The following is a 16,417-nucleotide window of genomic DNA, read 5'->3' as shown; positions in this document are numbered from 1 at the left end:
TTCAAAAAGGGATAAAAATTAACGTCAAATTTCAACAAAGTAATTATAAAAACGCTTTTAATTCTACTTTTACCATTTCCCAATTGAACAAAATTAGATAATCACTTCCATCAACTGTCAGTTTCAAGTCATAGGAAGTTTCACCCTGTTTTGTAACTTCTAAAGCCATTGGAGAACTACCAATAACATGGTCATAAGAAAAAGCGTTAATAAACATCACTTCATTTTCGATGTTCGCTCGTTCAATCAGTGTCTGCCGCACCTGATTGGGTGGATTGTCTAACGTACACGCTGTGTATAACGTACTCTGTTTAGAGCAAAATGCAATATGTTCCACGAAAGCTTCTCCCATATGCCAGATGAATCGTTCAGTCGCCTGAAACGGTTTCTTTCTTTTATTCTTAAACATCTCTTGAGACAACTCACTCAATGTATCATCCGTCTTTGACCAGACAGATTCGTCTACCAATTGACCGTTCATATGAAATAACAAATCAATCTCTTTCTCAACTGGAACAGTCACTTTTACAATGTCAAGTAAGAACCGATCTGTCAGAACATTAATTCTGCGTAATCCTACCCCGTCATAGGCTTCGTTATCCCACGAACACATTTCAGCAGGTAAGATGATTTTATTCTTTAAGTAATACTCGTCATGACACCAATCTACCGCGCTTTCCGTCCAAGCGCCCCAGGATTCCTTGCACATAGTAATCAACTTAGCGTCTGCCGGCGGTTGATCTTTACCGTTCACGCATATGGTATTATGCGAGTAAGTATGCTTAAACCAGGCATAGTGAGCTGGCACAGCGTAAGCAGTCGTACCAGGATCAATGAACAACGGAAGCCTACCACAGCCGAAAGAAAGTCCAAGCCGATCTAAATGATCATGTTCGCCACCGAACAAGCTGTGTTTAATCGTTAGATGCCACTGCCTGCGATTAATTAGCTTCGTTAGACCGCTCTCATTTGATGAGCTATGCGACGACATACAGTTAATAAGTACCCGCTCATATCCAGGAAACTTTGATATTCTCATATCCTCTAGGGGTTCCCCATACAAAAGCGCAAATATTGAATTTCGTGGAATTGTTGTGATTTGTCTTGAATCATGGTCTGGTAAGTTGCTTATACCGTAGGCTAACTCTAGTAATTCCAGGTAACGAATATCGTTATACCAGTCTAAAGCGACTTCGTAGAAATGCGCATAACTGTGAAGCCCAGCCTTAGAACTAGCGTCGTTTAACGAAGCGAAAAAGCCATCAGGTAATATGTAATCAAGCGGAAAGTCGAACATACTTTTTATTTTAGGATTATAGCGGAGATCCCACGAACTGCCTTCAACGATCATGCAATATTGAATTATTGGGTGCAGGGTGTAAAAGTGATATTGAAAGGCCCCTTCATACCAAAAACCATCAGTAAGAATTCCCCGTTCGATCTGGTCAATCAGCCCGTACTCACCATAAAGTCCTGCACTTATGATAGATTTATCGTCAAGCAAAAAGCCAAGGGAAGCAATCGCTGAATTAATAAGAACAGCGTGATTATGGATCTGCTGCTCCCTGTGATCAATAAGAAACCGTGCGCAAGGCTCAAAGAGCCCAAACTTAATGATTTCTTTTTCCTTTTTTGACCATTGATCTGAAATCATTAGATAAGCCATGCAAAGATCTAAGATCCAATGTGACTCGTCAAGCGTCTGAGCAAATAATTTTCCGGGACCGTTATACGGAATCGAACCATGAATCTGGTAGCCTTTGTAATGTGTAGCATAAGCTATAAAAATACTCTTTGCATGTTGCGAATATGTAATTTCCTGTTTAATAAGACTAGCAAGTACTAGACTTTTCATGCCGTTGGCAATAGCTGAATGGGCAAGGGAAACCCATGCCGAATCGTAAGGCTCCCCTTCCCATTCGGTACCACAGAGGGGACATAGATGATTCTTCGGTTTTTCCCAACTCATCGAAAGTCGCGAAGCATCATGAGAACAATAGTAATAATGCCCCCAATCACCACGCTCGGTGGCACCAATCGAATAAGAAATATTCATCATTCGTTCTGCCTCAGTAAGAATGTCTTGAATTACATGGCTGAATTCTAAAGAACTGACGTTTCTTTTCAATCTTTTCAATTGTATATCATTCATTTGCTGCCCTCTGCATCCATGGTATTCATGTAAGCTTCACGAAATTCCGATGGTGTCATTCCAGTATATTTTTTGAAAACGCCGGTAAAGTATCTTCTTTCCACAAAACCAAGCATTTCAGCGATTTCTTGAACCTTTTGCTCCGCAAGTAACATCTTTTTGGCTCTTTCCATTCTCTCTTGCAGAACAAACTGATGAAATGTACACCCAATAGTCTTTTTAAACAGGTTAGCAAAGTAGTTTGCACTCAAATGAACTTGTTTAGCACAAAGAGTCACGCTAAGATCTTTGTCTAAGTTATTCGTGATAAAGTTAATTGAATTGTCTATGATTTTCGCACCGTCTGAACGGTACTTGTGCATCACCTTTTCGCAGGCTTGTCCACAAATATCTTTCAGCTCCTGCCGAACCTCCTGCAAGCTTAGAGAACTTGGTATCTTAATATCTCGTATCCTGAAATTCAAATCAGTCAGCTCTTCGTATGATATTTTTTCTTGTAGAGTCCGAATCATCATAAATGCTAGCTCATGTAGTATGCTTATCAAGTATTCTGGATTAGGTTGTGAGTCAGTAAGCATTAGTTCATTCAATATGTCGTCTAGTAGTGCAAGTGCCTTGTTTTTGTTACCCGAACGAAGGCAAAGGAGCAGCTCTTGCTCCTTTTCAGGGGAATATCTCGGTAGCTGTAAATAAGAATTCGAAACATCGCTAAAAGATACCACTCCGTTACCACCTGTATAGAAATGATATGATAATGAAGACATTGCCTGCTCAAAGGAGGAGGGTAAACTCTTGATTTGATCAACCACACCTCCAACCCCAACTGACACGGTATATCGTGTAAACCTTTCAACGTTCTGGCAGCAATGCTCTGCAACTAGTAAGGCAGTTATGTTTTCCGTAGTATTAAATATTGCAGTAAACCGGGATTCACTTTCCCGAAATACTACTCCTTTTGTGAATATTCTTATTGTATCCTCCACAACGTTTTGTATGGCAAATCTAAGAAGTTCTACTTCCTGTATAGGTAGATATTCACTCAGGTCGGTGAAACGATCAATTTCGAGTACCATGACCGCAAGCCTTTCGGGGTCAACCTCAATTTGCATGAACTCCCAGCGTTGTCTAGCATTTTCTTCATTTGTTCGATAACGGATCAATAAATTACAATATTCTTGTCGTAACATGGGCATGCTGTCCGTTAATTTCTTTTGCAAATCCTCTAATACAATAGCTCTATTTAGAGTCTCTTCAACTGCTTGCTTCGCTTTTAGTACAACTTGCTCAATTTGATTCAACGAAAAAGGTTTTGTAATGAAATCAAAAGCGCCTAAACGAACTGCTTCCTGAGCATATTCAAAATCCGTATATCCAGTGAGCAATATAATTTTAGTTTCTGGGAATAACTCCTTAGCCTTACGAGAAAGTTCCAGCCCATCCATTTTCGGCATACGAATATCCGTAACGATAATATTCGGCCTGTATTGCTCAATGAGACGAATTCCTTCTTCCCCGTTCATTGCGGTCCCACAGACATTTATACCATGACTTTTCCAATCAATCTGGGTTGCCACTCCTTCCAGAACACTTGGAATATCGTCAATGACGCACATAGAAATGGGACTAGCAGAATAAAAAGGTAATTCCATTCAAATTCTCCCCTTCTCACAATAACCTTGAACTCAAACGACAGTATATGCTATTAATTGTAACAAAAATTACAGTGAATTTGAGGTATAAGTCCATCGGAATAGGGATAAAATTCAACGCATCTAGTTAATATAAAGAGACATGCTTCTCTCTGTGACAAGAAAGCATGTCTTTGTAATTTACATTAAGGACTGATCCTCAGTATAGATCATAGACAATTTCTGTTATCTGAATTCTCACGAGGCAACTGTTCGATAACTGAACCATTGGCTAGTCTTATCCAAGTTTCAAATTAGCGCTCCTTGCGTCAAACGAATGATTCTGTCACCTCTTTGAAATCCATCTTTCCCATAAGTGTTGAATCCCGTTGCTCGACCATAGCAAAGTTGAATACCATGAAGATCTCCACAATAGTCGTTGATACAATCGTGCCCGACGAAAGTACCGACTACATCTCCTCTTTCAAGCATTACAGAGAACAAACCCGACTTTATTTTAGCGCAGCATATCTCTTCAAATTTATTGCCACGACAATTCCCTAGCACCCAGACTTCTTTGTACTCTGGGAGAGGAATGTGAAAGAATGCAAGCACCGGAGCTTCATCAGCACAATCAATAGGAATCAACTTTTTTTAGATTCATTAACATACCATTCGATCTGATTTCGTTTAATCCAATGTTCGATCCTCACGAAATGCAAGTTGATTCTGCAAATTTAAGTCTACCTCTTTCTTGGTTTATTTTTTAAGCATAAACTACTCATACAAATCTTAATAAATACACGCCTCCCTTTTCCGTGACGAAATCTATGATATTTAAAGGACTCTGATGTACAGTGATTTGCGTACCTTCAAAAGTTTCTACAAATATCGTTCCCGTTGCCCGAACACGACAAGTATTTCCATTTTTTGAGTAAATTTTAGCACTCACAAGATGACCATCCCGCCACTTCACATTAACTTCAAATCCTCCGCGTGCTCTTAAACCACTGAAAGAGCCTGCTTTCCACGCCTTTGGAAGGGCAGGAAGTAAGTGAATTTCTCCTGTATGACTTTGCAATAGCATCTCGGCGATCCCCGCTGTGCCTCCAAAATTACCATCTATTTGAAATGGAGGATGATTATCAAATAGATTTGGAAGCGTCGATGACTGAAGTAGTTGCTGTACGTTCTGGTAAGCAAGTTCGCCGTCCTGAAGACGTGCCCACATATTAATTATCCATGCTCGACTCCAACCGGTATGGCCCCCACCATTTTTTAGTCTTCGTTCCAAAGTAATTCTTGCAGCATCGGCAAGTTCAGGTGTCTCATTTACAGTAATTTGGTTTCCTGGATGTAGAGCGAATAAATGCGATATGTGTCTATGCCCTGGCTCTTTCTCATCGTAATCAATGATCCACTCCTGCAACTGACCATACTTACCAATTTTAGGTTTAGGGAGTCGTTCTAACGTTCGTTTGACATGTTCACGGAATTCTTCGTCAATCTTAAGCAGTTCACCAGCTTCAATCACCCTTGAGAACAATGCAAACAAAATCTGATTATCCATCGAGGGACCATAACACAGAGTACCACTCTCTCCGCTAGGAGCAATGTATGTATTTTCCGGTGAAACTGAAGGACAAGTAACCAATTCCCCTTCAGGGCTTTCGATGAGGAAATCAAGGAAAAACTCTGCAGCTTCTTTCATAATATTATAACTTCGTCTCAAGTGATCTGGGTCTCTACCAAAATCATAATGATCCCATAAGTGAAGGCACAACCATGCTGCTCCCATCGGCCACTGGGTGGCATGAAGCGAGATATCCTGTGGGGCTGTATCCGCCCAAATGTCTGTATTATGATGTGTTACAAATCCTCGACACCCGTACATCTTTTGTGCAGTAATTCTTCCAGGCTCTCGAAGCCTTTCGATCATGTCAAAGAGAGGCTCGTGGCATTCTGCCAAGTTACAAATTTCCGCGGGCCAATAGTTCATTTCTGTATTGATGTTGATTGTATATTTACTATCCCATCGTGGAGTAAACTCATCATTCCAGATCCCCTGAAGATTAGCAGGTAGAGAACCGATCCGGCTACTTGCGATCAGAAGATAACGGCCAAAATGAAAGTAAAGTGCAATTAATTTTGGATCCTCTTGCCCTTGCTTTACCCGTTCTAGTCGAATATTTGTAGGAAGGTTTTCATTAATCTCCGGATAAGAGTCTTCCAATGTCAAATCGACTCGAGCAAAAAGGTTATGATAATCTTCAATGTGACGAGCTCGAAGTATCTCATAGTCGAAGGAACTTGCCTCTAAAATCGTATGCTTGCAAACATGTAAAGGATTAGAATGACGATATGTCGTCTCTGCTGTCAATAATAGCGTTACACTATCTGCTTGTTCCACTACTAGGAACTCTCCAATAGTTTGAATTCGACCTCCTACAGGTATCGCTGTCAGATTTACTGCGAAATCCGAGCCGCCCGTACCACCGCAGTTCCCTGTAATAATAATCGAATTGCCTTCTGAACCATAACTTTGATCAAGATATCTTTGTCTTCCACGAACCAGCCTTGCTACAAATGATATGCATCCCTTTTCACTCGCTGTTAAGCGGATTGCCATAATATGATCAGGGGAACTTGTAAAATATTCACGCTGATACTGAACTTGATTTGACTCATATTGAACTTTCACAATTGCGTTATCAAGATCAAGTTCTCTGCGATATTCTCTATAATCGTGGTGACCGAAGGTGAGAAGCAAGTCACCTAAAGTCGAATAATGACGCTGTGTGTCTGGCGTACCGGATAGGGCCATAGCAGTGAGTTTATGTGCCTCAGTCAGTTTGCCATTTATAATTAGTCGTCTTACCTCAGGTAAATACTTAAACGCATCAGGATTATTTCGATCGCGAGGACCTCCATACCAAACAGAATCCTCATTCAGTTGTACTCGATCTTTGTTTGGCTCACCAAATACCATCCCCCCTAAGAAACCATTGCCAATTGGCGTAGCCTCGTTCCAATCCATGGCTGGTTTATCAAACCATAGTTTTTTCATAATTGTTCGCCTCCGAAGTTTATTGAAGAAATTAATAATTTTATATTTCTTTAATTATAAAAGTGAGAGGCCCTTTATTGCAGGCGTGAAAACAGTGATTAAGGGACAAAAATCCACTCAAAAACATATGATTTGCTTTTTAGTTGTAATTTATCCCTTAATCTTTATTTTACTACCCACACAATAAAGCGCTTACACATTATGATTGCTTTGACTAGCCTACTCATTCAAAAAAGAAAGTGGGAAAAAGGTGGTGTTTGGGCAATATAATCACCCAATATATGATCCAACTACAATCGACAAAGACAATGCGACGCTGGCAACCAGCATGCTTTTCTTTTTCATTATTAATATACCTCCTTAGTAACGATCATTGATTTTCTATCCATCGTAGGCAGAAGGAACAAAGCAATCCATTCGATAGCCTTAATTATGGAGTAGATATTTATACGATCTGCTCATTGCCTTCTTATTTATATCTTCATATTTCTCGAACTCCACGAAGCATTCAGAACATTTAAATATAAGTTGAGTATGATTTTTGACATGCTTTTTTATCTCAATCCAGCCCTGATCACAAGCGCTGCACCAATCAACCTTGAATTTATATTTTTCCTGCATAATTAACCCCTTACTGTTATAGTGTCGTTCAATAATTTTCTACGTAGATATCACGTTAACCTGCCCGTTAGCGTGGAAAAGGCAGCCGATCGTCATGGCCGGCTGCCGCGGTATATCTATTCAGCTATCGTTCCCCGTTAGCTCAATTGTCTTATGTTTTAATTAGAGTCGCTGCTTAATTCGATTTATGAATGATGGTTTTTTGTTTGAGGGTTTAATGTACGATCTTATCTTGGATTAGCTCCTTTACAAACACTGTTGCAGCTGCACGATTGTCTGTAGCAAGTAAATTTAGATATATTGCAAAGAATATTAATAGTCGGTCAGATAGTTCGGGTCCTGCTTCAGATGTTTGGCAACCATAGCCCGGAGTTGCTTCGCGCTCATTAATCTAGTCGTTGCGTTGCCGAATTTCCCGAGGGTCATTACACCGGTACTAAGTGCTTCAGGTTCGAGTTTCGTGAATGTGTTGGATCCGACCCGTGCGCAGTGGCGAAACTGTGGCGTGTAGTGGCGGTCACCTTTGGGCCCGATCGTGTATAAGTCAGTTTTCTCGGCAGAAATCGTTCCGACTGCCCCATCCCATTCCTCGACCCCATGAATGAAAGTGTTACGACTAAAATTAACGCCGATCAGCAGGATCTGGGCACCCCGCTGCCAAAGTTTGTGATAGGTGCCGCCCGCTCCGCATGGGGTTTGCAGATGTTCCTCGCCCGCGATAAAGGACTCGGCATCTTTACCAAAGGCTGCCACTGAGTGGGTCGGGTGCAGAGAACGCACGACTCCTGGACGCTTGCGAAAAAGCTCGGTCAGCGCCCCGATGCATGTTGGCGTATACAGGTTGTCGCAGACCGGATTGTCAGTCCCGACATTGCGCCACGTGTGCGCCCCCAGCACGAGCAACCCGTCCTTCATGTAGTCACTCAGCGCATCAAGCACAGTCTCCGCACCACCCTCGACCGCTCCGATTGCCTTATACGAAATATGGATTTTCAACGTCCCAAGCGGGTCAACGCCGATATTTTGAAGATGCTCGATCAAATCAGTCTTCGTAAACATAATGTACCTCCGTTTATTCTTATAGGAGGATTTTATCACAAATAACGCCATCTACAGCCAATGTTTACGAATCTTCCGTAAACGAAAAGTCGGACGTTTAACAAACGGCAAGAACTGTTCGCTATTTATGGATGAAACAATTGTAATAACCATTTATTGCAACTGGTTTGTCTGTCATATTTTGATTTGAATTTATACTGCAAGCATTGGTCATTCAAACATCCAGGCATGGAAACTTCCTAGTATGCAGCCTCTGCTATTTGATCAGTCTTCGACCGGAGCAACCTGTAATTAGACTTCGTCGGGAATGTTATCATGTTCTTGTCATTTCATTTTGACAAGAACTTTATAACATAAAACAAATAAGCTCAGTGAATGCTGCTTTCAATGTTACTATGTTCTTATCACCCGACAGCAGCTTCATCCTGATTTCTTATTGAACTAACGTTCCCCGTTAGCGTAGTGAACGCTGGTTCGTTGTTTGCTTTAACCAATACCTTATACCTTTACCAGCTAAAGGCTCATCATCAAATCTAGGAATTACATGCATATGAGCGTGAAATATTTCCTGTCCTCCAACATTTCCACAATTCCACCCAAGATTATATCCTTGTGGAGCATATTCTTTATCTAATAATTCCTTGACCTGTTGTAATAGTTCAAACGTTGCTTGCCATTCTTCAGGCGTTAATTCAAAAGCGGTTTCTCTATGCATTTTTGGAACAATCAAACCAGAACCTATTAAGACTTCTTGGGGTTTTTGAACAAATATACAGTAATCATTACTTAAAACGATGCTCTGTTCACGGTCTTTTTCTGGAAAACAAAGTGGACAACTCATCTTAAGCCCTCATTTCCATATCCTTATTCTCCTAAAATTCCCCTAAGCTTTTCAATTCTCCTGCCAGTTACTAAAAAAGAACAGATGCCAGCGCGGCGATCTGTTCCCTGGCTATTCAGCTATCGTGTCCCGTTAGTTGAATCACGTATCAATCCTGACTGTACAAATATCTTAGGAATCCTATGAAGGAATCCGAACATCCGCTTACCTCGTCTGAATAGAGTTATACGTAATTTAATAATTCTCAAAAAAAACTATAAAAAGACCAGTGTGCAGCTCGTAGTCCGAACTACTCTCCTGATCACTGTGATTATGAAGTTACCCGTAGACCGGACTCCCACCAAGCCGAGATCGTAGAGATTGCCGTTTTGGGATTAAACGAAGAGATGCTGTATCATTCGCTTGTTCGTCCGGAGCGGGCGATCCCGCCGGAGGGAATGATCTACTCCGCCTGCCGACGGTACGGACAAGAAACCGGCCTTTAGGAACCTACAATAACCATTGTGTGGTGAGACCGTCAAGCCCTTCAGGAACTAAAGGCTTCTTCTGTCAATTCCAGATTAATGCTGGCGGCAGCAATACTGCCAGCCGCAGCAGCCACGATGAGTTGTGAGGGGAATCCAGTGGTCACTTCCCCAGCTGCAAATAAACCAGGTACCGTGCTTTTTCCCATTCCATCGGTTAGGATTCCACCTAGATCGTTTACCGCATAACCAAGTTCTTGTTGAAAACCAGCCCGTGGGACCCACTTAGGTGCAATGAATCCGCCTGTTCTCTCTATTCTAGATCCGTCCGTGAACTCCACTAGCCGCAACTTGCCATCACTACCATGAAAAGCTGATACAGATTGTTCAGAGACAACGATGTCACGGGAAGCTAATATTTGCTTTTGTTCATTAGTCAGAATGCCAGGGCCATTGGTACAGACGATAAGATCGCGACTCCAATTATAGAGCAACTTTGCATGTTGGAACACGCGGGGATGATCCCACAACACAAATAACGATTTGTCCCTGAGTTCCCAGCCGTCACAATATGGACAGTAAAAGAGGCTTTTTCCATATAAATTCCTGACACCTGGGATATCTGGCAATGTTTCTTGCAGGCCTGAAGCGAACAATAGCTTGCGAGCTTGAATTTGTTCCCCCTCGTGTGTAGATATTAAAAATCCTGCATTAAGCTTGCGAATATCCGTAACTTCAACGTGATGATGCTCTACTGACGGATACTTCAGCACCTCCTCGTATGCGATACGCCGAAATTCTGCTGGTGTAACACCATCGCGTGTAAGAAAACCATGTGAAGCATGCGTAACAGCATTTCGTGGCTTGTTATGATCGAACAAAGCTACGTTTCTCCTTGCCCTGCCTAGAACTAATGCTGCATTGAGTCCAGCCGGGCCCCCGCCAATGATTGCACAATCGTAAATCATGTTAATCCTCCTTCTCAGTTTGGTTGCAGGAACAAAATTAAATTCAGTTATTTTACGGGCCGCTTAACGTACGAAATCCGCGTTTTGTTGGCTGAACCCCATGTAGTCCGTTTCCGGAATTTTCGGAATGCTTACAATATAAAATATCCTTGATCTGATCCGTTGTTAAACCTAAACCAAGATACAGTTGAATCGTATTTATCAGATCAATTAATAGAATCATCAAACTCACGATAATTATTGGCATGACAAGAAACCGTGAGTAATCCTTTCTGCTCATAATACCGGACGGATCTGGCACTGATCCCGGTTAGTTTAGCGATTTTACTTATTTTCAAATCATGAACTCCCTTCTTTGTAATGATTAGTTTCATCATAAAGTATGACACTAGCGTTAAAGTCAAGTCCTTTTTCTGCAGATATGGATAAGGTTTTGTTGCGTATAACTGCCCTTTAGTTCAATCAGTTGGAAAAAACTCCTCGCTGCCCTCCGTCGGGAATGAGATAAAGTTCTTGTCAAAATCGGGAATGGGATAAAGTTCTTGTCATTTGGTTTTGACAAGAACTTTATCCCATAAAACGAAAAAGCCGCGGTTTTCGCGGATCTTAATGAGATAATGTTCTTGTCACCTGACACCCGACACATTGATCACCCTTCACGATTCTAAACCCTATATCTCGTAAAAGTTCTAGGCTGCCGCGGAGTTCTTTATTAAGCTATAGTTCCCGTACTTCAACGACGTTCCATGAAATTTCGATTCGAAATACCAATTACGAAGATACTTCCCCCAAGGGCCCAATTCGGCAACTGCTCTTTCTGTTAAATTAATGAAGTCCCAATCCACTTTTCTACAACCCCTGCATGGAATCGGATAGTACTTGGGCTCATCATTTACTGAGAATACCGATAAGAAATTTTTCAAATGATCCTCTGGGTCAAAATAAAGTAAGCAATGTTCTTCATCATGGACGTATTGCTCAAAACAATCAGTACAAACAACTACAACATATTCTGCATGTCTGTTGAGGGGAGCATTGATGTTAAATTTTCCGTTGTCCACTCTTATTAAAGGCAAAATCTCATCACCCACTTATATAGCAATTTCAAAGCGGTTGCTACGGTGTCTTTATTCAGCCAAAGTTCTTCGTTAGGGCAATCTTTATTAACCCCACTGATAGAACTCTAAAATAAACACCTTACCATCAATAACAAAATAAAACTGTTCCCAATCAAATTCATTTTTTTCTTCAACTTCTGTCTCTAATCTGTATACATTTAGTTCTCTTCCATCAAAAAATTCATCTATTAGATCAATTAGTTTGGTGCTAACTGAATTTGATCTTTTATCGAATTCAGCTGGTATCTCAGGAAGTTCCTCCCCATTATCATCGAAATAAGTCACTCGAACTTGGAAGTTTTGCATCCGATAGAGAGAGAAGAACCAGTATGCGCTAACCTCAAAAAGAGTTTCCTTCCAGTCTTCGATGAGACGTAACGGCAAGAACTTAATGTCATCGTGGTTTTTCAGATTGCTGCTCTTATTATACTGTATAACAACTTGCTCTAAAGGCAGATCATTTTCGGATTCACAAAACACGTATTCATGACCATAACAAGTTCCAAAATGTGTATTAATCGTACCTAATCCATCTAAGTATCCACTAATTTTATGTAAAATTTTGCAATCCATCTTTCCCGCCCTTTTGACCATTATTTTCTAAATTATAGCACTTACTAGGTATTAGCGTAATCTGCCCGTTAGCTTAATCGCTAAGCCCTCCACATTCCTTTCGTCGGGAATGAGATAAAGTTCTTGTCAATATCGGGAATGGGTTAAAGTTTTGTCACCCGACAAATGTTCATGGGATCAAAGCTGTTAATTTCTTGGTGTCCAGTAGTTAACGAATATCCTTGTCAAAGTACCAGTCAAAATATAGAAAAGGAAAGAATAAGCATAGGTCCAACCATAGTAAGTTATTGTTCCGGCCCAAACTGAAAATGGTTCCCCAATAAATGCAAAAATAAGTGCTTGAATGAATATAGCCATTGAAAAGCTTTTCCATGTTCTGAAGTATTGAAAAATCAACATTTGTACAACCGGAACTGCAGAAAAATCAAAAGGGAATGAAATAAGAGAGTATGGAACTAGCTTAACAGGATACACCCAAGTACCAATCTCGGCACCGACGTCATCTGTAAAGGATGTAATAATTAGTATCATAAGTCCATAGCACCATATAGAGTGAGATCTTTTGCGATCAATTAACTTTACTAAAATGATCCATGGTATTATTAAGCCAGCAAGCAAGAACCACCACTGCCATGTAAAAACACCACTTGTTAACCATCTTACCAATTCGGCATGTGCACCATTTTCTTGAATATCATGTAACTGATCACTCATAGTTTTTACCTCGAATTTAATTTCACTACCTAGCTAAACTAACTGCTAACAAACCGCCATTCATATTTTGGCATCATATCCTGGTTGGTTATTCGCGACTATTGACTGTCATTAGCTTCATTTGGCTCCTTAAAACTAAAACAAACTAACATAGGGGTAATAAATCTTAATCCAGATGAACCTTAAAAGCGTAGATTAGAAAGCAAACGATCCCAACTGAGAGGAGATATGCAATGCCAGGTCTACGGCTATGTAATATCATCATCGGGAACATCATCATATCGAAAAATATAGAATATAAAAGGGTCCAGTTGTTTTGATAGCTTATTCGACCTGTTATCACCATCATCCATTCCACAGAAGCATATATCGTTATCCATATAGTAATATGAAGGGATTTCTTCCAAAATCCTTTCTCCGGAAGTGTGGATAGAAAGAGAAGAATGTTTAAAGGCATCGTTAGTACTGCGTAAACAACAACAGTTACTGTTTGATTGTAAAAATAATCAGGGTGAAACTTCCACATTGTTTGATCTTTCGTCAAATATTCATATAAAAATGCCCCTGAAGTCATATAAAGCATGGTTGAATGATATCTTTTCCAATGTCTACTGTTTGACCACCATAAAGCTGCTATAACACTTAGGATTGCTAAACCAACATGCATACGTTTTCGCCTCAACCGCATTTGAATTCTCTGTTAATTCTGCCCATAAATCCTTCATTTATCCTACTCAATCTTCGGTTTATGTGCATCATTCAGTTGCTTTCCAACCCGATCTGGATCGCCCATTTGTCGCAGTGATCCTCCCCCTCGGTCTTTTCAAGTTCTCCACCTTCTCAGCCGCTAACACTTCCAGATAACTACGCTTCTCAAGCCTGATGCCATCGTGAGTTCCTTCTAGGCTTTACTTGGGAGCATACCCTCTCAAGATAGGCGAAGACTTCAGGACCATTAACGAGGCTACCGTTGTACACGCCGGTATTGTTATTTAGCTCCGCCGCCAGTTAGATCAACCGCATGTAATTAATATTCATGTTTGCCGTTCTTCATAAAATTTCTATAAAATAGGCTAACCAGTATATTCTGGTTAACCTATTGATACGAAAAGCCGCATATATCTGCTGCTCTTGCGTACAAGTCTGTAAAGGATTCCGTCATGCCGTAATACTCCCAATTTCGTAAAGCTTACACTGTGGCATCCCTCCTGACAAAGCGATGTCCCCACATTCCTACCTGATCGGTGCAATTCACGTAAGGAAAATGATCGTTCATTTCAATTAGACTTGGTGCTATTCCTCCGTCTCGATTACAGAAGCTTCATCAGTCGTGCCCCTGCCCTCACAAAGGTAAATGCATTTCGGCGATTGCCTTATTGCAACCGTTTCGTGGAACAGCCCTTCTTGCAACATCCCTTGTTTTCCAAGTCCCTTACAACCTAGCTTTTTTTTCTGAACTTAGGTGCTTCCTCTAAGCCTGTGAGATTGATGCCGCCTTTGTTCGGCATAGCGTATTTCATATGAGAAAGTTTTACTTTACGCCACTCACCCCATCGTCTGATGGTACACAAGTTTCCGTGTGCTCTAACTTTAGACCTGTACATTCGGAAGTTCGTCAGTCCGCTTCTGTGCGAGCATTCTCACCATATCCAGTTTTTCAGCCCCGCGACATATCTGTTGGCATACCTTTTCTGTTAAGACGGCTCCAGCCTTCATTCTGCCGAATCTACCTGTACTTCAAACCACATGTTCTGTTAAACATGACGCATGCAGGAGTATTGGCGGGATGGTTTCAGGATACATGGTTCCGTCATTCCCACCCTCAGTTGTAAAGTTAAAATTACTTCAGTAATTTCCTGCTTTTCGCACAGTTTGGTGCTTATAGCAGAACTTGTCGTACTTAGTTCAACAAAGATAGCCGATTGTATATCATTTTGGATAAAAAGGATGATTTTTCAAATACTATATGTAGCGAATTTTCACTGACTGAATAAACAGAGGAAGAAAAAAAATTCATGCTACTACTTATTCATTCCATATTAGGAACGGTTGCATTGTTAACGTTGATTTTCTCCCTACGTCGTCTTCATCCGTTGGAAACAGTTTTAACCTTCATGATGGCTTCATGCGTCCTACAAAATATTGAAACTGTTTTAGGTGCCAATATAAAGTTATTTGATGCACCCACCGTACTTACAACATATTTAACTTTTCAACTCGACAGGATTGTTCTTTACCCTTCTTGTCTATTCTGGCTAACTTTCTTCTTAAGTTACACTCGTAATTCATTAGTTATGAAAATTGCACTAACTGCTCTAGGAATTTTCACGATGACAGCAGGACAATATTTGGAAAACCACCTAACTATTCTTACCATGAAAAAATGGAGTATTGTGAATTCTTTACTGGAGTGGGGATCCTTACTGATTGTTACAGTGGGCTTTAGCCTCTTCATCAGTAAATTGTTGATGAAAGTGAAGGTGAAATCACACACATGATATTACCTTTGCCACAAAGGTTTGATGCAAACGAATGGTTTATCCTTCTGGCAGGAGCCATAGTTATTATCTCTTCTCTGCTATTTCCGAGAAGGTTTCTTGTTATCGAGATAGTAACGATAATTCTGTTGAACTTTTTTGTAGCTTTTACCGTTGATTCGATCATTTCTGTAAAACCAATTGATTTATACGATATTAACGATACCAAAGAATATGAACTGATGGATGTGCTCATTTATTTTCTCTGCTATTGCCCGACCGCGTACCTTTTTCTGTACTTCTATGATAAGTGGAAGTTAAGCCTATGGAAAACCGTCCTATATGTCGTAGGTTTTTCCCTTCTAACAGGAGGACTGGAATATCTGGCACATCTCGCACATGTATTTAAATACAATAGATGGAATACTGCCTTGTCCGTTGGGGTCTATATTATGGCATATAGTTTTAATATTGGTTTCTTCCATTGGATGAGACGCGTGTTGGGGCGGTCTAGGCCATTCAGGAGATAAACTCGTCATGTATTTAAACATCAAGTGTAGTTGATACGAAATACACATCTGATCAGTAAATAAAGACAAAGCCACTTCCCAATGGAGTTTCTAACCCACCCTATTAGCGAAAACTCCCTCTATAGAGAAACGCTTTGCTCTCAAATACTCTCGTTTTCTCAGCTTTTGACCTTTAAATACTTTTTAGCAGACAACATTCAATGGT

General features: G+C 40.6%; 12 protein-coding genes. 1 reads left to right on the top strand and 11 read right to left on the bottom strand.

The genetic code is table 11. From position 1 onward, the window contains the following. Positions 1–43: 43 nt before the first annotated feature. The 11 genes from J2X61_RS20700 to J2X61_RS20650 form a co-directional block, all read right to left on the bottom strand. On the bottom strand, positions 44–2,152 hold the full coding sequence (locus J2X61_RS20700; RefSeq protein ID WP_310190158.1) for a heparinase II/III domain-containing protein: 2,109 nt from the start codon (positions 2,150–2,152) through the stop codon (positions 44–46). Then, on the bottom strand, positions 2,149–3,801 hold the full coding sequence (locus J2X61_RS20695; protein WP_310190156.1) for a response regulator transcription factor: 1,653 nt from the start codon (positions 3,799–3,801) through the stop codon (positions 2,149–2,151). The genes J2X61_RS20700 and J2X61_RS20695 overlap by 4 nt, the downstream gene beginning before the upstream one ends. A gap of 288 nt (positions 3,802–4,089) precedes the next feature. Next, the gene (locus J2X61_RS20690; protein WP_310190154.1) at positions 4,090–4,428 is read right to left on the bottom strand and encodes a metallophosphoesterase family protein; all 339 of its coding nucleotides are present in this window, start codon (positions 4,426–4,428) and stop codon (positions 4,090–4,092) included. Positions 4,429–4,561: 133 nt separating this feature from the next. Then, positions 4,562–6,847, bottom strand: a complete 2,286-nt coding sequence (locus J2X61_RS20685; protein WP_310190152.1) for a glycoside hydrolase family 95 protein — start codon at positions 6,845–6,847, stop codon at positions 4,562–4,564. 933 nt (positions 6,848–7,780) lie between these two features. Continuing rightward, positions 7,781–8,527 carry an AAC(3) family N-acetyltransferase gene (locus J2X61_RS20680; RefSeq protein ID WP_310190150.1) on the bottom strand — a complete coding sequence of 249 codons (747 nt, stop codon included), beginning with the start codon at positions 8,525–8,527 and terminating at the stop codon, positions 7,781–7,783. Positions 8,528–8,981: 454 nt separating this feature from the next. Beyond that, positions 8,982–9,368, bottom strand: coding sequence for an HIT family protein (locus tag J2X61_RS20675; RefSeq protein ID WP_310190148.1), 387 nt, complete (start codon positions 9,366–9,368; stop codon positions 8,982–8,984). 526 nt (positions 9,369–9,894) lie between these two features. Beyond that, positions 9,895–10,800, bottom strand: coding sequence for an NAD(P)/FAD-dependent oxidoreductase (locus tag J2X61_RS20670; protein ID WP_310190146.1), 906 nt, complete (start codon positions 10,798–10,800; stop codon positions 9,895–9,897). A gap of 206 nt (positions 10,801–11,006) precedes the next feature. Next, positions 11,007–11,174: a MerR family DNA-binding transcriptional regulator gene (locus J2X61_RS20665; RefSeq protein WP_310190144.1), complete on the bottom strand. Its 168-nt coding sequence runs from the start codon at positions 11,172–11,174 to the stop codon at positions 11,007–11,009. Between the two features lie 789 nt (positions 11,175–11,963). Then, positions 11,964–12,491 (bottom strand): hypothetical protein, encoded by a 528-nt coding sequence (locus J2X61_RS20660; protein WP_310190143.1) that lies wholly within the window; start codon positions 12,489–12,491, stop codon positions 11,964–11,966. A gap of 186 nt (positions 12,492–12,677) precedes the next feature. After that, positions 12,678–13,205 (bottom strand): CBO0543 family protein, encoded by a 528-nt coding sequence (locus tag J2X61_RS20655; RefSeq protein WP_310190142.1) that lies wholly within the window; start codon positions 13,203–13,205, stop codon positions 12,678–12,680. Positions 13,206–13,371: 166 nt separating this feature from the next. Next, positions 13,372–13,872, bottom strand: coding sequence for a CBO0543 family protein (locus tag J2X61_RS20650; RefSeq protein WP_310190140.1), 501 nt, complete (start codon positions 13,870–13,872; stop codon positions 13,372–13,374). Between the two features lie 1,348 nt (positions 13,873–15,220). On the opposite strand from J2X61_RS20650, the gene J2X61_RS20645 reads away from it, so the two are divergent. Continuing rightward, positions 15,221–15,703 (top strand): hypothetical protein, encoded by a 483-nt coding sequence (locus tag J2X61_RS20645; protein ID WP_310190138.1) that lies wholly within the window; start codon positions 15,221–15,223, stop codon positions 15,701–15,703. The last annotated feature ends 714 nt before the right edge of the window (positions 15,704–16,417 follow it).

Source organism: Bacillus sp. 3255, from assembly GCF_031456485.1.
In the GTDB taxonomy this organism is placed as follows: domain Bacteria; phylum Bacillota; class Bacilli; order Paenibacillales; family NBRC-103111; genus Paenibacillus_E.
The sequence above is the reverse complement of the archived record's forward strand: the minus strand, read 5'-3'. Positions and strand labels throughout refer to the sequence as shown.